This window comes from Pandoraea capi (genome assembly GCF_902459735.1).
Classification (GTDB): domain Bacteria; phylum Pseudomonadota; class Gammaproteobacteria; order Burkholderiales; family Burkholderiaceae; genus Pandoraea; species Pandoraea capi.
In genome coordinates, this window is the sequence record NZ_CABPRV010000002.1 from 404,620 (window position 1) to 425,203 (window position 20,584).

The 20,584-nt window shown below is 63.7% G+C and carries 18 protein-coding genes; 5 read left to right on the forward strand and 13 right to left on the reverse strand.

Going from position 1 to position 20,584, the window contains the following annotated elements:
* The first annotated feature begins 220 nt into the window (after positions 1–220).
* Positions 221–1,465, forward strand: a complete 1,245-nt coding sequence (locus tag PCA20602_RS05260; protein ID WP_150720287.1) for an amidohydrolase family protein — start codon at positions 221–223, stop codon at positions 1,463–1,465.
* A gap of 172 nt (positions 1,466–1,637) precedes the next feature.
* Complete coding sequence (locus PCA20602_RS05265; protein WP_150720288.1) at positions 1,638–2,477, forward strand: bifunctional allantoicase/(S)-ureidoglycine aminohydrolase; 840 nt, start codon at positions 1,638–1,640, stop codon at positions 2,475–2,477.
* Between the two features lie 62 nt (positions 2,478–2,539).
* On the opposite strand, the gene PCA20602_RS05270 is transcribed toward PCA20602_RS05265, so the two are convergent.
* From PCA20602_RS05270 to PCA20602_RS05320, 11 genes are all read right to left on the reverse strand, one after another.
* A complete protein-coding gene (locus PCA20602_RS05270; protein WP_069342422.1) occupies positions 2,540–3,430 on the reverse strand; it encodes a LysR substrate-binding domain-containing protein in 891 nt (296 codons plus the stop codon).
* Positions 3,431–3,533: 103 nt separating this feature from the next.
* Positions 3,534–5,084, reverse strand: coding sequence for a gamma-glutamyltransferase family protein (locus PCA20602_RS05275; RefSeq protein ID WP_425495645.1), 1,551 nt, complete (start codon positions 5,082–5,084; stop codon positions 3,534–3,536).
* Positions 5,085–5,433: 349 nt separating this feature from the next.
* Positions 5,434–5,970 (reverse strand): DUF1097 domain-containing protein, encoded by a 537-nt coding sequence (locus PCA20602_RS05280; protein WP_150720290.1) that lies wholly within the window; start codon positions 5,968–5,970, stop codon positions 5,434–5,436.
* A 28-nt stretch (positions 5,971–5,998) separates the two neighbouring features.
* Complete coding sequence (locus PCA20602_RS05285) at positions 5,999–7,270, reverse strand: amidohydrolase family protein (RefSeq protein ID WP_150720291.1); 1,272 nt, start codon at positions 7,268–7,270, stop codon at positions 5,999–6,001.
* 307 nt (positions 7,271–7,577) lie between these two features.
* Positions 7,578–8,222, reverse strand: coding sequence for a response regulator (locus PCA20602_RS05290; protein WP_150720292.1), 645 nt, complete (start codon positions 8,220–8,222; stop codon positions 7,578–7,580).
* Entirely contained in the window at positions 8,213–9,361 is a 1,149-nt protein-coding gene (locus PCA20602_RS05295) for a PAS domain-containing sensor histidine kinase (RefSeq protein ID WP_150720293.1), read from the reverse strand. Before PCA20602_RS05295 ends, PCA20602_RS05290 begins: the two co-directional genes overlap by 10 nt.
* Before the next feature lie 264 nt (positions 9,362–9,625).
* On the reverse strand, positions 9,626–10,363 hold the full coding sequence (locus PCA20602_RS05300; RefSeq protein ID WP_150720294.1) for an aspartate/glutamate racemase family protein: 738 nt from the start codon (positions 10,361–10,363) through the stop codon (positions 9,626–9,628).
* 103 nt (positions 10,364–10,466) lie between these two features.
* Positions 10,467–11,993: an NCS1 family nucleobase:cation symporter-1 gene (locus PCA20602_RS05305; protein WP_150720295.1), complete on the reverse strand. Its 1,527-nt coding sequence runs from the start codon at positions 11,991–11,993 to the stop codon at positions 10,467–10,469.
* A 201-nt stretch (positions 11,994–12,194) separates the two neighbouring features.
* Positions 12,195–13,820, reverse strand: a complete 1,626-nt coding sequence (locus PCA20602_RS05310; protein WP_150720296.1) for an AAA family ATPase — start codon at positions 13,818–13,820, stop codon at positions 12,195–12,197.
* A 126-nt stretch (positions 13,821–13,946) separates the two neighbouring features.
* Positions 13,947–14,708, reverse strand: a complete 762-nt coding sequence (locus PCA20602_RS05315) for an alpha/beta hydrolase (protein WP_174980821.1) — start codon at positions 14,706–14,708, stop codon at positions 13,947–13,949.
* 93 nt (positions 14,709–14,801) lie between these two features.
* A complete protein-coding gene (locus PCA20602_RS05320) occupies positions 14,802–15,692 on the reverse strand; it encodes a LysR family transcriptional regulator (protein WP_150720297.1) in 891 nt (296 codons plus the stop codon).
* Between the two features lie 109 nt (positions 15,693–15,801).
* Between PCA20602_RS05320 and PCA20602_RS05325 the strand changes: the two genes are divergently transcribed.
* On the forward strand, positions 15,802–16,839 hold the full coding sequence (locus PCA20602_RS05325) for an NAD-dependent epimerase/dehydratase family protein (RefSeq protein ID WP_150720298.1): 1,038 nt from the start codon (positions 15,802–15,804) through the stop codon (positions 16,837–16,839).
* Positions 16,840–16,870: 31 nt separating this feature from the next.
* Complete coding sequence (locus PCA20602_RS05330; RefSeq protein WP_217432371.1) at positions 16,871–17,449, forward strand: DUF2165 family protein; 579 nt, start codon at positions 16,871–16,873, stop codon at positions 17,447–17,449.
* 12 nt (positions 17,450–17,461) lie between these two features.
* On the opposite strand, the gene PCA20602_RS05335 is transcribed toward PCA20602_RS05330, so the two are convergent.
* Positions 17,462–18,367, reverse strand: a complete 906-nt coding sequence (locus PCA20602_RS05335; RefSeq protein WP_150720300.1) for an IclR family transcriptional regulator — start codon at positions 18,365–18,367, stop codon at positions 17,462–17,464.
* Positions 18,368–18,408: 41 nt separating this feature from the next.
* Positions 18,409–19,086 (reverse strand): cupin domain-containing protein, encoded by a 678-nt coding sequence (locus PCA20602_RS05340; RefSeq protein WP_150720301.1) that lies wholly within the window; start codon positions 19,084–19,086, stop codon positions 18,409–18,411.
* Positions 19,087–19,299: 213 nt separating this feature from the next.
* On the opposite strand from PCA20602_RS05340, the gene PCA20602_RS05345 reads away from it, so the two are divergent.
* Positions 19,300–20,562 (forward strand): MFS transporter, encoded by a 1,263-nt coding sequence (locus PCA20602_RS05345; RefSeq protein ID WP_150720302.1) that lies wholly within the window; start codon positions 19,300–19,302, stop codon positions 20,560–20,562.
* The last annotated feature ends 22 nt before the right edge of the window (positions 20,563–20,584 follow it).

Sequence of the window (20,584 nt, forward strand, 5' to 3'; positions counted from 1 at the left end):
CGGTGTCCTCATCACATCAGCTACGCCCCGTCGTCGGCATCAACTATTTAGAAATCGAATGCCATGCATTTTGATATTTAATTTGTCGATGTGCGACCGGTTCGCTATCTTGTAAGTCTTACCCCGCAGTTTCACTCCCCTAAGAGACCCCGCGGCGCGGCTGCGCCCACCATACGGAACGCAGCACCAGCGAGGGCCCGGGCAGCACAGAGGTCGTTCCATGAGTTCCTCCGGTCATCACCGTGTCTTCGTTGGCGCCATCGACGCCGACGGCAATCCCATCACGCTCGCTACGCGCGACGGACGTTTCACCTACGTCGGCGCACCTGCATCCTACACGGCCGACGCCAACGCACAAATCGTCGATCTGCAAGGCAAGCTCGTGCTGCCCGGTTTCGTCGACGGCCACATCCATCTCGACAAGAGTTTCGTCGGCGATCGCTGGCGCCCGCACCGCCCCGCAGCCACCCTTCGCGAGCGTCTGGCCGCAGAGAAGCAGGAAATCGCCGCCGCCGCGCCCATGGCCCAGCGTGCGGACGCCCTGATACGCCAGACCGTGTCATTCGGGACCGTGGCGATGCGCTGCCATGTCGACGTCGACGCGAGCACCGGTCTCTCGCATCTGAACGAAGTGATGGCGATGCGCGAGACATGGCGCGAATGGCTCGACATCGAACTCGTCGCCTTCCCGCAGGCGGGTGTCATGACCTGCCCTGGCACGGCCGAAGTGCTGGAGGATGCGGTTCGCGCGGGCGTTCACGTCGTGGGCGGCATCGACCCGACCACGCTCGACGGCGATCCGCACGGCCAACTCAACGTGATCTTCGGCATCGCAGAGAAGCACGGCACGAAGCTTGACATTCATCTGCACGAACCCGGCGACATCGGTCTGGCGCAACTGCATCGCATCGCCTCGCGTACACAGGCCGCCGGTTTGCAGGGTCGCGTCAGCGTGAGCCATGCCTACGGACTCGGCGACATCGGCCCTGCCGAACTCGACACCATCGCACGCGCATTGGCCGACGCCGACGTCTCGATCATGACCAACGCCCCCGGCGACCGCGCCTTCCCGCCAATTCTCCGGTTGCGCGAAGCCGGTGTGCGTGTGTTCACGGGCAACGACAACATTCAGGACAGCTGGTGGCCGTACGGCAACGGCGACATGCTGCAACGCGCGATGCTCATCGGCTATCGCTCGGGTTTCTATACGGACGACGATCTGCGCGTCGCACTGGAAATGGCCACGACCGCAGCAGCCGCCGTGATTGGCAAGAACGACTACGGCCTGTATGCGGGCAACGAGGCGAGTTTCGTCGTCTTCGACGCACCGAACGCCGCAGCAGCCGTGGCCGCCGCACCGGCGGCCCGCGCCGTCATTCGTCACGCACGCTATTGGGGCGGCCCCGCGCAACTCGCGCTGGACCCCGCCCTGCTCAAGGACACAGCAGGGTCCACCCCGACCTGACTGTCATGCGCGACGTCACGCCCGGCACGAGACTTGCCGGGTCGTGGCGCCGCAGGCGTTCGTCGCGCCGAGGTCAAGCGGTCTGTGCGCGCCCCCAAGCGCGGATCGCAACCAAGGGGCCCGGCGGCGAACGATGGGGAGAACAATCAGAATGCATCAGGAGCCAACTGCAATGTCGAAGACTACGTATTACGCGCCGCATGGCGGGCATCCCGGCCAAACGGAACTGCTCACCGATCGCGCCATGTTCACTGAGGCCTACGCCGTCATCCCGAAGGGCGTGATGCGCGATATCGTGACGAGCCATCTCCCGTTCTGGGACAACACGCGCCTGTGGGTGCTGGCACGTCCGCTCTCCGGATTTGCCGAGACGTTTGCGCAATACATCATGGAAGTCGGCGCCGGTGGCGGCAGCGACAAGCCCGAGCAGGACGACAAAGCGGAAGGCGTGCTGTTCGTCGTCGAGGGCGAAATCACCGTGACGATTCAAGGCAAGGCCAACACGCTCACCCCGGGCGGCTACGCGTTCATTCCTCCCGCGACCGACTGGCAACTGCGCAACAACAGTCAGGGCACCGCGCGCTTCCACTGGATTCGCAAGCACTACCAGGCGGTGGAAGGCCTGCCGTATCCGGAACCGTTCGTGAAGAACGAACAGGATGTCGAGCCGATTCCGATGCCGGGCACCGACGGCCGCTGGGTGACGACGCGCTTCGTCGACATGCAGGACATGCGCCACGACATGCACGTCAACATCGTGACGTTCCAGCCGGGTGGCGTGATTCCGTTCGCAGAAACGCACGTCATGGAGCACGGCCTGTATGTGCTCGAAGGCAAGGCAGTCTACCGTCTGAATCAGGACTGGGTGGAAGTCGAAGCCGGCGACTTCATGTGGCTGCGTGCATTCTGCCCGCAGGCCTGCTACGCCGGTGGCCCCGGTCCGTTCCGTTACCTGCTGTACAAGGACGTCAACCGTCACATGACGCTGACGTTGGGCGCACAGCCGAAGTAACTCAAGTCAACCGACGCGGACGTTCTCGAAACGCCCGCAGCCGCGCGTGTCGATGATCTCACTCATCTCGACGCGCGCGGTTTCGTTTCGAGCATCCCCACGAGCACCTTGGCGAGCGCGCCGACCATCGGATCGGCCGTCGGACGGTGGAAGATCGCCAGCTCGAACGTATCGATCACCGGCAGGCCCTGCGCCCGGCCGAGTACCACATGCCCCGGCAAGACCGCGCGCGGCGGCACCAGACTGATTCCCATGCCGTCGGCGACAGCGCCCTGAATGCCGCTCAGACTGGAGCTGGTGAAGCTGATGCGCCAGTTGCGTCCCATGGCCTCCAGCGCGTTGATCATGTCGTCCCGGTACAGGCCGCGTGTCGGAAAGGTCACCAGCGGCACGGGGTCGAGTCCGAACGACGGATGCTTCGCGCTGTCGATCCACGCCAGCTTCTCCGGACGGCTCGCCACCGATTCGCGGCTGTTGCGTCGCTGCTTGACCAGCACGAGATCGAGCTCGCCGTGATCGTAGCTGCCGAGCAGATCGCGACTCAGCCCGCTCGTCACTTCGAGCTTCACCTGCGGATACTGACGATTGAATCGCGCGAGCACCTGCGTGGTCGCCCCTGTGGCGAAGTCCTCCGGCACCCCAAGACGCACCGTGACGGCCACGACCGCGCCCGAGAGCGCTTCGAACATCTGGTCGTTGAGGGCGAGCATCTGACGCGCATAGCCGAGCAGCAACTCGCCCGCATCCGTTGCGTGGACCTCGCGATTGCCACGGTCGAGCAGCTTGTGCCCGACCATGTCTTCGAGACGCCGGACCTTCTGACTGACCGTGGACTGCGTCGAATGCAGACGCGCCGCCGCCGTGGTGAAGCTGCCGCAATCGGCCACCATGATGATCGAGCGCAGCAGATCCAGATCAAACAGCGGTCGATTCGATTTTGCACTGCCAGCCATGTCTCGCATTTGCTTTGTCGATGGATGGCTGAACTTGTATCACGCGCAACGAATGCCCGACAACTGGGGTTTTCGGCGTAGTCGGGCATTGACCGCGATCGCGTTACACGCCGAGCGCCCTGCCATCGCTGCGCGGATCGTGCGCACCGCTCATCTGCCCCTGCGCACCGATGCGAATCGCGCCCGGATGCCCCGCTAGCTGACTTTGCGGCGGCAGCGGGCTCATCTCATGTCCACGAGCCGCAAGCGCCGTAAAGACACCTGCCCCGGCGTCCTGTTCGAGCTTGAGACTGTCGCGTGTGTCGGAGAACGTCTTGCCGAGCAGGAAGCGCGGACGCCTGAGCGCCGTGAGCGGATCCATCTCGTAGTCGATCAGACGCGTGAGTACGGCCGCGAGCGTCTGCGGCTGCCCGTCGGCGCCCTGAGTACCGTAAAGCAACTGCGGCCGCCCCTGCTTCAGATACATGCCCGGATTGAGCGTATGGAACGGGCGCTTGCCGCCCGCGAGCACGTTCGGACTCGTGGGGTCCAGGCTGAACGAGGCGCCCCGGTTATGCCACAGCACACCGGTATCGCCGAGCACCACGCCGCTGCCCCAGTCGAAATAGACCGTTTGCAGCATGCTCACGCAGTTCCCCTGACTGTCAGCCGCGCCGATATAGACGGTGTCGCCCGTCTTGAAGACGTGCGGCCAAGGCATCGCGCGATCCATGCGGATGCTACGGGCGTGCGCGTCCAGATTCGCACTGGAGAGCAGACGATCCACGGGCACATCGACGAAGTCCGGGTCGGCCACGTAACGGTTGCGGTCGAGGAACGCGAGCTTCACCGCTTCGACGAGCACGTGATAGTAGTCGGCACTGCCCTCCGGCATCGACTTGAGATCGAAGCGATTGAGAATGCCCATGATCTCGAGCGTCGTCACGCCTTGCGTGGGCGGCCGCAGCCCGAGCAGTTCGCCGTCCCGATACGCCACGCGCAGGGGGACTTCTTCGCGCGCCTGCGCTCGCGACAGATCGCTGGCGCGCAAGGGGGAACCGGCCTGCTTCAGCCCGGCGGCGATGCGCCCCGCGAGATCGCCCTCGTAGAACTCGCGCCCCCCGTGCGTCGCAATGCTATCGAGGCTTCTCGCCAGTGCGGGCTGATGGAACCGCTCACCGACCTGCGGAATGCGTCCGCCGGGCATGAAGACGGACGAGAAGCCTTCCCAGTTCGGCAGATCTCCCGCGCGGAACGTCTGCCAGAAGTGCTGCGACGGCGTGACCGGGAAGCCGTTTGCCGCATATTCGGTCGCGCGCGAAAACAGTGACGACCAGGCTTGCTGGCCATTCCACTGCGTGCGGCTGAATTCGAACGCCTTGTCCCAGATGGCGACCGTCGCCGCTGTGGTCAGCGTCGCTCCGGGGCCGCGCACGGGAATCGCGCTGCCGTATGACGGCGTGTGCGCGGCGGCCTGTCCGATGCCGGAGAGCGTGCGCACGTTGCCGTCGCGATCGCTGATGACCATGAAGGCGTCGCCGCCCAGACCGGTGAAGTGCGGATACGTCACGCTCAATACCGCGCCGATGGCGATCGCGGCCTCGATGGCGTTGCCGCCCGCGCGCAGCACTTCCAGCCCTGCTTCGCTTGCGAGCTCGTGCGGGCTCGTGACCATGCCGCGCGTCGACTGTGCGAGGCGAGGACCGGCGTCTGTCTCGGTCTTGGAGAGTGCCGCAGGTGCCGTTGCGACAGCCGCTGCTGCCGATGCTGCGGACGCCGTCGACATGGGCAACACGGCACTGCCCGCCAGGGCGGCCGTACTCATCAGAAAGTCCCGACGCGTGGTACTGCTGGCCGCGTCGGCCTGCGTTAAGGCATTTTGCGGATGTGCCGGAGGTGTCGTGGTCAGCCCATCGGCGGTTTTTTGTGCGAACGTCATGCCGTCTCCCCTCGGGATTGTCGTTAGAGGACGAAGCGCGCCCGACACTGGCGTCGCTTCGTCCGAACACCATCGAATCGTCAGATCAGACTTCTGCCTTCCAGCCCTTCCAGTTGCGTTGATGCGTGACTTCCGGGGCGGAATAGCGCTCCTTCACCCACGCGTACACCGGGCCGAGCGCATTCATCGCCACGGCGGCCGCGAGTGCGGCGAGCGGGTCTTGCGCGACCGGGCCAAAGCCGCCGAACAGCGTGGCGAAGTACGTCGCAAAACCGAAGAACATGCCGGGAATGAAGTTCAGTCCCGGGAAGAAACGTGCGAGCGCCATCATCGAACCGTTGCCCGCAAAGAGAATCACCATCTCGGCGAGCACCAGCGTGTTGCCGCTGAATTGCGTTGCCGCCTGCTTGAATCCCAGCACGATGAGGAAAGCAAAGAATGACCCGACGGGCAGCGTGGCCCAGATGCGTTTGAGATTGACGAACGTTGGCCCGCCCATGGCGAAGGTGGCGGCCCAACCGATGAAGATGGCCCATGGTGGGAGATGTAACGGCAACATCGCAATCGGAATGGTGGTGACGGCTAGTAACGAGGCAACGACTTCCGCAGGCAGCTTCTTCATGATTGTCTCCTTGAGTTTTATGAGAACTTCATTGCGCACAACAACATGAATGCCGGTGAATTTCGCAGTGATGCTGCGTCACGACCGTGATGCGGCCGCGTTTGATGACCCACAGGCGTGGCGGGATATCGAGCAGCGCATCGGCCACCCGGAACGTATCGAGAATGATCAGATCGGCCTGCTTGCCCACCGCAATGCCGTAGTCGTGCGACAGCCCGATGGCGCGCGCGGCGTTGTGCGTGCCCATATCGAGAATTGCCTGCTGATGCTCGGGCACCCCGAACTGCGCCACGTGCGCGAGCAGATTGCCGATCTGCAACATGTCGGCCTTGCCGAACGGCGTGAAGGCGTTACGCACGTTGTTCGACGAGTACGCCACGTTCACGCCCGCGCTGTGCAGCGCCTTGACCGGCGTAAGGCCACGCCTCGGGTTCTGCGTGTCCTTGCGGCCGCCCAGATAGAGGTCCGTGGCCGGTAGCGTGACGATGCTGATGCCCGCCAGCCGGATCTGTTCGATGACCGGGGTAAGCTCGTCGGAATCGAGCGCCCCCAGACTGGTGACGTGCCCCAGCGAGACACGTCCCTGATAGCCCGTCTCGATGGTCTTTTGCGCAATGTAGGAGATCGCGGCGAAGCGCTGATCGCTGGTGTCGTCCGCGAAATCGGCATGCATGTCGATGGGCGCACCGAAACGTTGCGCCAGCTCGAACACGATGTCGATGTGCCGCTTCGTATCGTCCCAGTTCAACTCGTTGTACGGGCATCCACCGACGACGTCCGCGCCCATGCGCAGCGCATCGATCATCAGCTCGTACGTGCCTTTGGACTTGAGAATGCCCTCCTGCGGGAACGCCACGATTTGCAGGTCGAGCAGGCTGTCGTACTCGTCCTTGAGCGTGAGCAGCGTTTCCACGCCGATCAGCCCCTGAATCAGATCGACGTCGGGGTGCGCACGCACGGCGACGGTACCGTTCTTGACCGCCATGTCGAGTACCTGACGCGAGCGATCCAGCACGTCTTCGCGTTCTTGCTTGCTCTTGAGAATGCCGGTGACGCGAATCGCCTCATCGAGCGTGCCGAAGCGCGCCGGCAGCCGGCGATGCAGCAGCGCCTTGTCCAGATGCAGATGCGCCTCGACGAGGCCGGGAATCGCGGCGCGCCCCTGAGCGTCGATCTGCTCGTCGGCGCTGGCGTCGATCCCCGGCTCGATCGCGGCGATACGCCCGCCCTTGATGGCGATGTCCACGAGCGGCGCGTCATCGCGCACGCACACGTTGCTGATCAGCAGGTCCACATGCATGGTGCGGTCTCCTTACGTCACGAATTGTTTGAGTGGTTGAAGTGCTGGCAGAACATCTGGGAACGCTGCCGGCCGGGTGGCAAAGGTCTAAACTCATCGTAGGGGCGCGCCCGAGTGCGGGGCATCGGAATTTGCTGGTTTTCGTCTAGGAATTTCCCTAGACGCGGTGCAGCAATCCAAACGAGCAGCAAATCGACGGGCCGGCGAGACCCAACTGGGAAGAAAAATCGCGCGGGAAATCGCAACGCCGGACGGGAGTCCGGCGCGAGCGGGCATGCTGGAGCAGAACGTCGACGTCAGTTCGATGTCAGGCGTCGGTGCCCGCGACGATCAGGCCATGTTCGATGGCGTAGTGGACAAGGCCTGCCGTGGATGGAATGTCCATCTTGGTCAGAATGTTGGCCTTGTGGGTGCTGACGGTCTTGGCCGACAGCGACAGACAACGCGCGATGTCGTTGATGCCGTTGCCTTCGACGAGCATCTGGAAAATCTGAAACTCGCGCGCGGTGAGACGCGTATGCGGTAGCGCCTGCGCAGGTTGTTGAAGCTGACGCACGAGTTTTTCCGCCACCAGCGGCGAGACGACTGTGCCCCCGCGCGCCACACGACGGATCGCGCTCATCAGTTGTTCCGATTCGGCGTTCTTCGTCAGGTATCCGGCAGCGCCCGCGCGAATCGCCTGCACGGCGTATTGCGATTCCCGATACATGCTCAGCACCAGCACCGGCAGCGCGGGATAGGTCGCCTTGATTTGCGCGATCAGGGCGATGCCGCTCTTGCCCGGCATCGACATGTCGAGCAGCAGCACGTCGACGGTGGTGAGGCGCAGGCGCTTGAGGACGTCGTCACCGTCCACCGCCTCGGACACGACGGCCATGTCGGGCGCCGTCGCAATGATCTTTTTCAGGCCATCGCGAATGATGGCGTGGTCGTCGGCAATCATCACGCGCATGACGACGACCCCGCTTTGGCTGCGCCCGCAGGCGCTGCGTCGTGTAATGAATCGCGCTCATGCGTGATGTCAACACCCGTCAGCCCGCCTGCGCCCGCTCGCGCCGGAATTCGGACCAGAATGCGCGTGCCCTGCCCCGGTGCGCTATCGATTTCGAACGCGCCGCCCAGCATCAATGCGCGCTCGCGCATGCCCATCAGCCCCAGACGCTGACCATGTCCGGCACGAGCGGTGTCCATGCCCCGGCCATCGTCGGCAATGCTCACGTGGCAATGACCCTCACGCAGATCGAGCGCCACGCGCACGTGCGTCGGCTGGCCGTGACGGCTCGCATTCGTGAGTGATTCCTGCACGATGCGGAAGATCGCCGTGATGCATTCGCTGTCGAGGCATGCCGTAACGGCTTCGGGCATGACCAGTTCGCACGGTAGCCCATGACGCTGTGTGAACGACTCGGTGAGCCACTCCAGCGCAGCGTGCAGTCCGAGTTCGTCGAGCACTGCGGGACGCAGATCGGCGGCGATCCGATGCACGGCATCGATGGTTTCGTCGACCAGTTCCTTGAGCATCTGGATGTGGGCCGACTGATCCGCAGCGGGCATGTCGGGCTGCGTCTCCAGATAGTTCAGGCCGAGGCGAAGGCCGCCCAGCCATTGACCGAGTTCATCGTGAAGCTCGCGGGATAGTCGCGTGCGCTCCGCTTCGCGCACGGTTTGCAGATAAGCGGAGAGTTGGCGCAATTGCGCGCGAGAGTCGAGCAATGCCATCTCGGAGCGTTTGCGGTCGGTGATATCCCGGGAGATGCCGACCGTGCCGACGATGCGACCGACTTCGTCCCGCACGGGCATCTTGACGGTGTCGAACCAACGTGGCGCGCCGTCCGCACCGGGACGGCTTTCCTCGTAGCGACGCCGCATGCCGCTCGCGACAACCGCTTTGTCCGTGGCGAGGTACACGCGTCCCCAGTCGGACGACCAGACCTTATCGGGGGTACTGCCGATGATGTCGGCTTCGCTGCGGCCGCACGCGGCCATGAAGGCCTCGTTGACGAGGATGTAACGCGACTCGGTGTCCTTGAGCCACGCCTGATCCGGGATGTTGTTCAGAATCGCCCGGTGCAGTTCGCCATGCGTCTCCACTGCGTCTCCTTGCCGTACCGATGAAATGGCGCGGCGCAACACAGTCAGAGGCTCGCGAACAAGGCGTTGGCCCTGCCGGAGGTACGCGGTGACATCGGCGCCGGTCCGGAACCAATATAGCCAGACCGGCGTTCGCGCGCGCCTCTAGTTTTCCCGCATATCGGAATGCTGCGTCGTTTCATGAATTTATCTGATGAGCGCACGACACACCCGACAGCCCCGGCAGACGCGGCAGCGCCCGGGCCGCGTGAGCGACGCTATCGTTCAGCCCGCTTCACCGAGCAAGGCGTGCGGCCAGCCGACGATCTGCTTGCGGCGCGGCGTTGCATAGGTGCGCACCTTCGACGTGCTCAGGCCCAGACGCACCAGCGACTCGGCCAGCGCGACGGCAGCGGATACACCATCGACGACGGGCACGCCCGTGCGCTCGCGAATCTTCGCATCGAGCCCGACCATGCCGCCGCAGCCCAGGCAAATGACTTCGGCGTGATCGTCACGCACGGCACGTTCGGCTTGCGCCACCACGGCGTCGATGGCGCGCACCGGGTCGCGCTCCAGTTCGAGCACCGGCATGCCGCTTGCGCGCACGGAGGCACAGCGTGCATCGAGACCGGCAAGCTTCAGACGGTCCTCGATCAACGGCACCGTGCGATCGAGCGTGGTGACGACCGAATACCGGTGACCGAGCAGCATCGCGACGCTTGCGGCGGCTTCGGTGATGTCGACGACCGGCACATTCAGCAGCTCCTGCAACCCTTCACGCCCATGCTCGCCGTAACCCGCCTGGATGACGGCGTCGTAAGGCTCGTCGTAGCTCATCACCCGCTGCATGACCGCAATCGCGGCGAGATAGCTCTCGAAGTTGCCTTCGACGGATTCAGCGCCAAAGTGCGGCGTGAGGCCGACGATTTCGGTACCCGGCGACGCGCTCGCACGTGCATGGTGCGCAATGGCGTCGGTTATCGCGGCCGTCGTATTGACGTTCACGACGAGGATCTTCATAAACACTCCTGATGGGGGTGGAGACAGTGGTCATGCAAGCCGGTTACCCTACCCCCGCCCCGAACGAGGTTCGATGCTCGACGGCAAGGCAGCCAGCGGGGGATCAGTGCGCGGCGCTATCGACGGCGAAGTGCTCGCCCGAGCAATCCTCGAACGGCTGCCGACGGTCCGAAATCGCGTAATAGACGCCACCGGCAATGCCCGCGCCCAGCAGCCACGAGAACGGTGTGAGCGCGCTGAACGCGGGGACCAGCGCTGCCGTCACGGCCACGAGTGCCGAGGGCACCAGCGCGATCAGGGCCTTCGGATTCACGCCACGGGTGTAGTGATAGGTGCTGCCGCGCATCTCGCTGTACAGATGCGGCACGTGCACGCATGTCTTGCGCAGCAACCAGTAGTCGACGGTGATGATGCCGTACAGCGGCCCGAGCAACGCCCCCAGCCCCGAGAGGAAATACACGATCACGATCGGGCTGTTGTACAGGTTCCACGGCAGGATCACGACGGCAATCGTGGCACTGATGAGCCCCGCGCGGCGGAACGTCAGACGATGCGGCGCGAGGCTCGTGAGCACGAATGCCGGGGCGACGAAGTTCGCCATGATGTTGACGGCGACCGTCACGACGAGGAACGCGAGGCACCCGAGCACGAGGAACGTCTTGTCGGGAATCGTCGCGATGATTTCGGTCGGGCTGTGGATGATCTGGCCGTTCAGGCTGAACTGCGCACCGGCAAGCACGAAGCTGATGACGGCGAAGATCAGAATGTTGACGGGCAATCCCCAGAAATTCCCCGTGCGAATCACCTTGCGGCTCGGTGACGCCCGCGTGAAGTCGCAGAAATTGAGCACCAGCGTGCCGTAGATCGCGAGCCACAGCGCGCCACCGGCGAAGACTTTCGTCCACATGGCAAGGCCGGTCAGCGGCTCACCGACCGACATGGCGATGTGACCGCCCGCGCGGTGGTACATCCACACGGCAAGGCTCGTCACGGTGATCAGGATGATCGGTCCGGCGAACGCTTCGTACTTGCGCACCATCTCCATGCCGTACGCCAGAATCGCGAGCTGCACGAGCCAGATGGCAATGAAACTGACCCAGCCGAGCGTCGAGAGCCCCAGCACGGCGTTGTGATCGTAGGCCGCCAGCCCGGGCCAGACAGCCACGAGCAGCACCCGCAGCACGACCGAGGCGAGATACGTCTGAATGCCGAACCATGCGATGGCGATCACCGCGCGAATGATGGCGGGAATCTGCGCGCCGTACACGCCGAAGCTCATGCGGCTGATCACGGGAAACGGCACGCCGGTCTTGTGGCCCATGTACCCCGTGAGGTTCATGAAGACGTAGACGAGCGCCGCACCGATGGCGAGCGACGCCAGCATCTGCCAGCCCGTGAGGCCCAGCGCGAAGAGGCCGATGGCGAAGGAATAGTTGGCGATGTTGTGCACATCGTTGGTCCACAGCGCGAAGATGCTGTAGCGGCCCCAGCGTCGTCCCTCCGACTTCGTGGGGGCCAGGTCGGCGTTATGTAGCCGTGGACTGAGGCCATGTGCCGACGGCGCATGTGCGTGTGCCTGCCCGGTCGAGGGCATCGCGCCCAGGACCTCGTTCGAAACGTCCCATTGCATCCGCATTGTCTCCTTGATGAAGCAAGGACAGCCTGACCGCTTATCGGTTGCCTGCCGTGCGGTCTTCGTACCGTCCCCGCTGAATGCGTGTTGGTGCTCTGGAGTATGGGTGGGACGTTTCGAATTGGGAAATTAAATGTTTGGTTGCCTGCTATTCGGAAAATGGATGCACGCCGGACGAGGAAAGCTCACGTGTTCCGCTCATGCGTCGTAGCCGCGAAACAGACCGCACAGGCGGAAGACGTCTTCCGTATAAGGCATGTTCTTGACCTTGCAGTAACGGCTGGCGAGCTTCATCAGTTCCTTGATGTCGCGTCCGCTCGCCTTCGGATAGCGGGCCGCGAGCGTTTCGATCAGGCCGTCGTCGAGATACGCCCCGACCTGCTCCGCCTGCATGCGCCACAGTCTGCGCGCGTCAGTCGCGCACGGCGTCTCGTAGTGAATGGTTGCGATGCAACGCGAGAGAATCGCGTCGTCCACGTCGCCGATGCGGTTCGTTGTCATGAACAGCAGGCCGTGGAAGTATTCCAGCGAGCGCAGGAATTCCGCCACGATGGCGTTGTGCTCCAGATCGTTGTCGCGCCGCCGGATGTACACGTCTGCCTCGTCGAGCAACAGGATCGCGTTCCAGCGCATGGCGCGGCGCAGAATGCTCATGAGTGTGGCGCCGACCGACGCCGCCGTCGTACCCAGTTGTCCGGAGTGCACGCGATACAACGGCTTGCCGACGACTTCCGAGTAGATCTCCGCCGTGAGCGTCTTGCCCAGGCCCGGTGCGCCCTGACACAGGATCGTGGCGCCGCCCGATTTGCCGGGGACGAAGTCCGGCATCATCGCGTCCATGTTCGACGTCAGAATGTCGATCAGATCGTGATGATGTGCCGGCAACACCAGTTTGTCGCGCAGGCTCGGCTGGTACTGGTACTCGGTCATGTTCTGCACGTGCACCCAGAGATTGCGATGCCAGTCCAGATGGAACACGTGCACGTAGCAATGCAGCGGAATCGTCTCGAACGCCTGCGCGATCTCGGCATTGCGCCAGAAGTCGGCGTCGCACGCCATCTCGAAGTTGCGCTCCAGACGCTCTTCGTCGTTCACGCACTTCGCTGTCACGCCGTCGCCCACGCGAATCAGTTCCGTGCCGCCCTTCGGATCGACGGAGAACGCGGCGCGGCTCAGCACGAACTGCGCGCCGAACGCACGCTGCACGCGCAGGAAGCGCTGGGCGTGCTGTTCGTATTCGGCCTTGAACTCGGCGCATTCCTTGTAGAAGCCGAACTCCGCGAGCAGTTCGGGAATCGTGCGATTCGCAATGTCGTCGCGCGTGAAGACCAGCGACGTGGTCATGCCGGAGCGGCGCGGACGATGTTCCGTCGGGCTCAGGTTGGCCGATTGCATCGTGTTGGCCAGCATGTCCACGACGACATACGGGGACCCCTGATCTGGCTCCACATAGCGCAGTCGACGCACGAGCCACGGCAGCAGCGCGCCGTCGCGATGACGCTGATAGAGCCAGCCGTCGATGACGTCGCGCGCAAGGTAGGCGACCAGCCCCGGCACCAGCTTGTCCAGACTCGGAATGACGCGGGCCTGCGGCGCGTTGTAGACGTTGTCCAGCGCGAGCATCTGGAACATCAGCGCCCGCTCGTTCTGCGACTTGCTCAGCACGTAGAGCGTATTGAGCGATTTGGCGTCGAACCATTCGCTGGAGACGAGCATATTGCCGCGACACACGCCGTAGGCCGTCAATTGCTTGCCCAGCGGCGAGTCGGTGCCGATCAGTTGCATCAGCGGGTGAATCAGTGATTCGGGAATTTCGAAATCCATGGACGGCACTCCCCGTATGGCGTGTCAGGCGGATGAGGTCTTGAAGACGTTCGTGACATTCGCAACATTCGGCCCGGGCGCTGCGTCGTGTCGACGCGGGCAGCGCGTGCAGACCGATGCGCGCGTTCAGGCGAGGAAGAAGTCGATGGCCTTTGCCACCACCCCCGGTTCGATGATGTGCAGCCCGTCGAATTCGACGTATTGCACATCGTAGCCCGCCGCTTTGAGCTTGTTTGCGTTTTGTCGTCCGCTGGTGGCGATCGGCAGTTGCTCGTCGATCAGGCCATGCGCGATGAACACCTTCGGCAGCCCTTCCTGAACGAAGATCGACATGAAGCCGCCGGAAAACGCGATGACGTGGCTCGCGATATCGCCATTCGTCACCCCGATGGACAACGCATAGCTCGCGCCGTCGGAAAAGCCGGCGAACGCCACATGCTGTGTGTCGATGGCATAGCGCGCCGCGACCCGGCGCAATGCCGCCTGCAACCGCTCCAGATCGGGCCCGTTACCGCCAATGACGATGTCCCACGTCGGGAAGGTCGAGTGCGGGGCGAGCACGAGAAACTTGTGGCGATCGGCATGTGCTTCGATGAACGGCAACACCTTCTCGGGGAAGCCGCCCGCGCCGTGAAACATCACGAACAGCGGCACCGGCTTGTCGGTCGGCAACTCGTCAGGCACATACAGCACGGCGTCGCGTGTCTCGCTTAGACCGAGCGGATGGCGCCCGGGCGCGAACGGTTCAGAAGCAGAAATGGAGACGGAAGCGGAAGCGGGATCAAAAACGGAAGCGGCGGCCGACGCAGACTCAGGCGTCGCCAGAGGCATTGATGCGGACGTGATGACGTCCGGTGACATGCGTCCGAACAATGAAGGGTCGAACATGGCGCGGTGATTGTCTCGTGATCGTTGATATTATTGATATATTGTATATCACACATTTCTTCACTGACATTCGGTATTTGCCGCGCAGCCGCCTTATCCGGCCATGTAGGTGGTTAATCCGGCCACGAGTGCATCGAAGGTGACCTTGCATCGGGGGCTTGAACGCAGGTCTTCGTGCATCGTCACCCAGGTGTGCAGGCGGAAGCGGAACGCGCTGGGCAAGATCCGTACGAGACGCGCATCGCGTCTGGCGAGCGGCACCTGACATCCCCCGATGCCATAGCCCGCGCGAATCATCGCCAGTTGCGACAGATCGCTGTCGGTGCGGAACGCGAAGTTGTCGCGCGACCACACGGGCACACCGCGCGTGGCTTCGCGCAGGAAAGGTGTCATCTGGTCGAAGCCGATCACCGTATGGTGTGCGAGATCGGCCAGCGACGCCGGCACGCCATGGCGTGCGAGGTAATCGTCGCGGGCATGCAGTCCGACGTCGATGATCCCCACCCGCCGCGCGATCAAGGCGTCTTGCTGCGGAGGCGCCATGCGCACCGCGATATCCACTTCGCGATGCAGCAGATCCTGAATGCGGTTCGTCGGCACGAGTTCGATGATGAGGTCCGGATGCGCGCGGCGCAGCGCCGTCAGGATCGGCGGCAGCACCTCCACCCCGACCACTTCGCTTGCCGAAATCCGTACGACACCGCGTGCACCGTCTCCATGACTGGCGGCCGCGCGCTCGAACGCCAGCGCCGTGTGCTGCATGGCCTGTGCGTGCGCGCGCAGCGACTGTGCGGCATCCGTGGGCAACAGACCTGTCTGCGAGCGGGTGAACAGCGTTTGCCCGAGCGCCGCCTCAAGCGCCGCAATATGACGGCCCGCGGTCGGCTGCGTAATACCCAGCGCACGCGCGCCACCCGACAGCGAGCCTTCCGTCAACACGGCGAGAAACGTCCGGTAAAGGTCCCAACTCAGTTCTGAGGTCATGTTCTTTACCATACAAAAATGTATAGCCGATAGATGATTTTCAGCAATTTTATTCCAACTCGCTCGCGCGGAGAATGGCATCATCCGACAACCAACGAGGTGCCTCCTCATGATCCAATCGACTCAACGAAAAGTGTCCCGTGCGCTGGTCCTCGGCGCGACGGGTGGCATTGGCGGCGAAGTCACGCTGCAACTGCTCACGGCCGGGTGGCAGGTGCGTGCGCTGCGTCGCGGCGGTGCGCCGCACTCGGCCGCTGCCGCGTCAGCGACCCAGGCGCCCGACATCGGCATCGAATGGATCGACGGCGACGCCATGCAAGCGGACGATGTGCTCGCCGCCGCGCGCGATTGCGACGTGATCGTGCACGCCGTCAATCCGCCGGGATATCGCAACTGGAACACGCAGGTGTTGCCTATGCTCGACAACACCATCGCCGCCGCCACGCGGTATGGTGCGACCATCGTCCTGCCGGGCACCGTCTACAACTATGGTCCGGAGACATTTCCGAGGCTGCGCGAAGATGCGCCGCAACGCCCCCTCACCCGCAAGGGCAGGATTCGCGCGACGATGGAAGCCCGTCTGCGCGACGCCAGCCACAACGGCGTGCAGACGATCATCGTGCGTGCCGGCGACTACTTCGGCCCACGCACGCGCAATAGCTGGTTCGCGCAAGGACTCGTGAAGCCGGGGCAACCGGCGCGTATCGTGCAAGTCCCCAATGCCCCCGGCATCGGTCATGAATGGTCTTATCTGCCGGACGTCGCGCGCGCCATGGTCATGCTGATCGAACGACGTGCCACCCTCGCCGATTTCGCCAACTTCCATATGGCGGGTCATTGGGACGCGGACGGCACCGAGATGACCGCCGCCATCACCCGAGTCATGGCGCGCCACGGTATCGAGGTCACGACCCGGCACTTTCCGTGGTGGCTGATGACGTTGCTGTCGCCCTTCGTCACGACGCTGCGCGAAATGCGCGAGATGCGTTACCTGTGGAAGCAACCGGTGCGCATGGACAATACCCGGCTCGTCGATGTGCTCGGGGAAGAACCGCACACGCCGCTCGACGTCGCCGTCCACGCCACGCTCGAAGGGCTGGGATGCCTGCCGGGCAAGCCGTCGGCCAAGGGCTTCGCATGCCCCTGATTTATACAAGTGTTAACTTGCATAAATCATCATGCGCTCCTATCCTTTGGCGTACTTCCCAATGCTCGTCCTCGCGAAGACGGGCATCCCGAAACCACAGGAGCCCCTGCCGATGTCCGGTGTTGTCGAGACGTTCGATGCTTTCGTAATTTTCAAACTGGTGCTGGTGGCCGGACTGACGTTATGGTCCGCCATCGCTGCGCTGAACAATGTGGTGGCGTTCGGCGCGTCGGCGGGGGCTATCGGCGCCACGTTGAGCATGGCGCCGTTACGTGCAGCACCGGCCATCGACCTCCCGCTGTTGCGTCGCGCGTTGCATGCGAAGGGATGGTCCGTGCTGGCGTTATCGACCGTAATTGCGCTTCAGATCGCGGCCACCGTCTGCCTCGGATGGGGTGGCATGCAGTTGGCGGGAGCCATCGGCCACGGCGCAACAGCGGCGGCCATCGCATGGGCGACGCTTGGTCTCAGTGCGCTGAGCGCCGCGTGGCTGATGATGATGATCGGCGGCCTGTGGTTCGGCTACTGGATCCGTCAGGAAGGTCTTCAACTCACGCACATGATGTTGCTGACACTGACGATTGCCGCGGCCGCCGTGCTGCGAATGTAATCCGGGATGTAATCAGTCGCCGCGCGCCCCGCCGAGCAGACGCGAGATGCGCCGCGCCGCATCGGTGAGCGCTGCGACCGTCTGCGGATTCGGGTGCGCGGGCAGATAGTGGATCGAGCCGACGATGGCGAGCGTGCCGAACAGCGAACCGTCGTCCTGCACGATCGGTGCGGCCAACGCGTTCACGCCCAGAAACACCTCTTCGGGCGCATCGGCCCAGCCCCGTTCGCGCACGAGCGCCAACTCGTGCGACAACCGCATCGCGTCGGTAATGGTATGCGGCGTGCAGGCATCGAGCGGCGCGGCGAGCACTGCGTCGCGCCGTTCCTGCGCGCCAAACGCCAGCGCAATCTTGCCCTGCGCTACGCTATGCAACTTGAACTGCGTGCCCGGGTGCAGCAATATCTCCAGCGGACTGCGGCCGCGCATCACATCGAGCACGACCACATCGGTTTCCGTGAACGAACTGATGACGATGGTCTGCCCCACGGCATCGCGCAATTCTTCCATGACGGGACGCGCCAGTCCCACGACATCGAACTGCTTGACCAGCTTCTGGCCCAGCAGGAACAGACGCCAGCCGATGCGGTAGCGGCTCGTGCGCGGGTTCTGCACGACATACCCTTCCTGACGCAGCGCCGTGAGATGGCGATGCACCCGCGCCTTGGGTACGCCGAGCGCTTCTGCCAGATGCGTGACGCCGCACTCGGCATTGCGCTCGGCCAGCAACTCCAGAATGCGCAACGAAATGACCGAAGTCGACGACGTGTTGAGTTCGTCTGCGCCCCGCTCTCCCGCGTCGCCCGCCGCGTCGCCCATGCCGCGCTCCCCCGCGCCCGGCGCGGTGGCGGCACGTACGGTGCGAGGGCTGCGAGCGCTCCGGATCACGTCGTTCAGGCTGTCCTTCGATCGTTTCACTGATTGTCCTTTGTCACTGTCGCCGCACGTCGACTAAGCGGCTATTGCGCGTCGAGCGAGATGAAACGCTCGCCGAACACGTGATAGCGCTGCGGCTTGTTCTTGTTCGCGTCCTCGGGGCGCACGTAACGAATCGAGCTGCGATTGCGACACGCCCGCGGCAGAACGAAGCAGCGGATGAACGTGGTATCGCGCGCCTCGGTCGTCGGTGCGAGCACCGGCGCGTGGCCGAGTTCGAGCCAGGCCTGTCCCGGCCCGTGGGTGTGCGATGCGCCGAGCGTCTCGATCGTGATCTCGCCCTCCAGCGTGCAACGCACGCCGGGGCCTTGATGCACGTGCGTATGCGCCACGCCGCCGGGGGGGAATTGTACCTTGTCGCAACGCATGAGCCACTGTTGGCGAGGGTCCAGCTCGATCGGCGCGGCAAGCTTGAGCGTCGACGATGCCCCCGGTGCAGAAGCAATCTCACCCGGCGACGGCTCGTTGCCCGTCATCAACTCCCAACGCCACAACGTCGCCCCTTCGCTGCCCGCGATCAGCGCCACACTGTCTTCGCCCAGCCAGGCACTTTGCGCCGGATGGTGCTGGGCGCCTGTATCGAATTCGATAGCCACGTCGCCCTGCACGACGTAAATCGCCCGGCGCGCGGCCGGCAGATACACGGGCGGATGGTTCGGCGCGATGACATCTTCAAACAAACGCAATTGAAACGGCTTCACTTCTCGATCTCCTGTGACCAACCTGTTGCCCCGACCATCGAGACAACCTTGGCATTGAGTATCGACTATCGATACGCAAAGCACCATTTATGGTTTACCACGAGAACAGATTTCCGAATGACCTGTTACCATTCAAACGAAATCATTCCCATACGTATCGATAGTCGATACGTGAGGTATGACACTAGGATGGGTTCCATGAAGGAGACAAGAATGGACACTGGCTCGACCGCCCTGAATTCGGCGGGCGCGGCACGCCGGCCGTGGTATCGCGGTGCGAGCGCCGCACAATGGCGCGCGTTTGGTTCGGCCTACATCGGCTGGATGCTCGACATCATGGATCTGATGCTGTTCGCGATGGTGATTCGCTACATCAGCGTCGATCTGCATTTCGACAAGGGCGTGGCGGGCATCATCGCATCGCTCACGTTGCTGGCGACGGCCTTCGGCGGCCTGTTCTTCGGCTTTCTCGCCGACCGCATCGGCCGCACCAAGTCGATGATTCTCTCAATCCTTTGCTACTCCATCGGCACTGCGCTGTGCGGCTTCTCCGATTCAGTGACGTCGCTTCTCATCTTCCGCTTCCTGCTCGGTCTCGGCATCGGCGGCGAGTGGTCGGCGGGTGCCGCCCTGATTACCGAGACGTGGCCTGCCGAGCATCGCGCCAAGGTCATGGCATGGGTGCAGAGCGCGTTTGCCGTGGGCTATGCGGTGGCTGCCATCGTGGCCGCCGTGATCCTGCCGCACTTCGGCTGGCGCTGGGTGTTCGCGTTCGGTCTGGTGCCGACGGTGCTGGCCTTCTGGGTGCGCCGTCACGTGGAGGAACCGGCGATCTGGCGTGAGCAGCGCGTGCGACTGACGCTCGGTCAGACGCTTGGCATGCTGTTCGGCCCGTATGCCCGTCGTACGATCGTCGGCCTCGCCTTCACGGCGGCGGCGATGTGCGGTTACTGGGGATTGTTCACGTGGATTCCGGCCTACCTGTCGACGCCGATCGACCAAGGTGGCCCGGGCTTCGATCTGATTCGTTCGACGACGTGGATCGTCATCATGCAGGTCGGCGCAGCAGCGGGCTTCGTGTGCTTCGGTTACATCGCCGATCGCATCGGATGCCGCAAGTCGTTCCTGCTGTTCTTCATCGTTTCGGCGATCACGGTGCCGCTCTATGTCGTGATCCGCGAGCCGATGCTGTTGCTGGCGTTCGGTCCGGTCGTGGCTTTCTTCGGCACGGGCTTCTATAGCGGCTTTGCCCCGACGTTCGCCGAGATGTTCCCGACGCAGGTGCGCGCCACTGCTCAGGGCTTCATCTACAACACGGGACGCGCCGCCAGCGCCCTCGCACCGGCCGCCGTCGGTCTGCTCTCGCGCGGCGAGAACGTGAGCGTCGCACTGGGTGCGACCGCCGGGTTCTTCCTGCTCGCGGCCATCATCGTCTACTTCTTCCTGCCGGAAAGCCACGGCGAAGCGCTCGCCTGAATTGGCGTCTGAGTCTGCGTCT

What these genes read in the sequence shown, in the direction of transcription:
- PCA20602_RS05265 (WP_150720288.1), top strand. Translation starts at nt 1,638, where the DNA reads ATGTCGAAGACTACGTATTACGCGCCGCATGGCGGGCATCCCGGCCAA.
- PCA20602_RS05290 (WP_150720292.1), bottom strand. Translation starts at nt 8,222, where the DNA reads ATGCGCGTGATGATTGCCGACGACCACGCCATCATTCGCGATGGCCTG.
- PCA20602_RS05260 (WP_150720287.1), top strand. Translation starts at nt 221, where the DNA reads ATGAGTTCCTCCGGTCATCACCGTGTCTTCGTTGGCGCCATCGACGCC.
- PCA20602_RS05310 (WP_150720296.1), bottom strand. Translation starts at nt 13,820, where the DNA reads ATGGATTTCGAAATTCCCGAATCACTGATTCACCCGCTGATGCAACTG.
- PCA20602_RS05305 (WP_150720295.1), bottom strand. Translation starts at nt 11,993, where the DNA reads ATGCAATGGGACGTTTCGAACGAGGTCCTGGGCGCGATGCCCTCGACC.
- PCA20602_RS05275 (WP_425495645.1), bottom strand. Translation starts at nt 5,084, where the DNA reads ATGGTCACGAGCCCGCACGAGCTCGCAAGCGAAGCAGGGCTGGAAGTG.
- PCA20602_RS05300 (WP_150720294.1), bottom strand. Translation starts at nt 10,363, where the DNA reads ATGAAGATCCTCGTCGTGAACGTCAATACGACGGCCGCGATAACCGAC.
- PCA20602_RS05285 (WP_150720291.1), bottom strand. Translation starts at nt 7,270, where the DNA reads ATGCATGTGGACCTGCTGATCAGCAACGTGTGCGTGCGCGATGACGCG.
- PCA20602_RS05325 (WP_150720298.1), top strand. Translation starts at nt 15,802, where the DNA reads ATGATCCAATCGACTCAACGAAAAGTGTCCCGTGCGCTGGTCCTCGGC.
- PCA20602_RS05320 (WP_150720297.1), bottom strand. Translation starts at nt 15,692, where the DNA reads ATGACCTCAGAACTGAGTTGGGACCTTTACCGGACGTTTCTCGCCGTG.
- PCA20602_RS05270 (WP_069342422.1), bottom strand. Translation starts at nt 3,430, where the DNA reads ATGGCTGGCAGTGCAAAATCGAATCGACCGCTGTTTGATCTGGATCTG.
- PCA20602_RS05280 (WP_150720290.1), bottom strand. Translation starts at nt 5,970, where the DNA reads ATGAAGAAGCTGCCTGCGGAAGTCGTTGCCTCGTTACTAGCCGTCACC.
- PCA20602_RS05345 (WP_150720302.1), top strand. Translation starts at nt 19,300, where the DNA reads ATGGACACTGGCTCGACCGCCCTGAATTCGGCGGGCGCGGCACGCCGG.
- PCA20602_RS05330 (WP_217432371.1), top strand. Translation starts at nt 16,871, where the DNA reads ATGCGCTCCTATCCTTTGGCGTACTTCCCAATGCTCGTCCTCGCGAAG.
- PCA20602_RS05315 (WP_174980821.1), bottom strand. Translation starts at nt 14,708, where the DNA reads ATGTTCGACCCTTCATTGTTCGGACGCATGTCACCGGACGTCATCACG.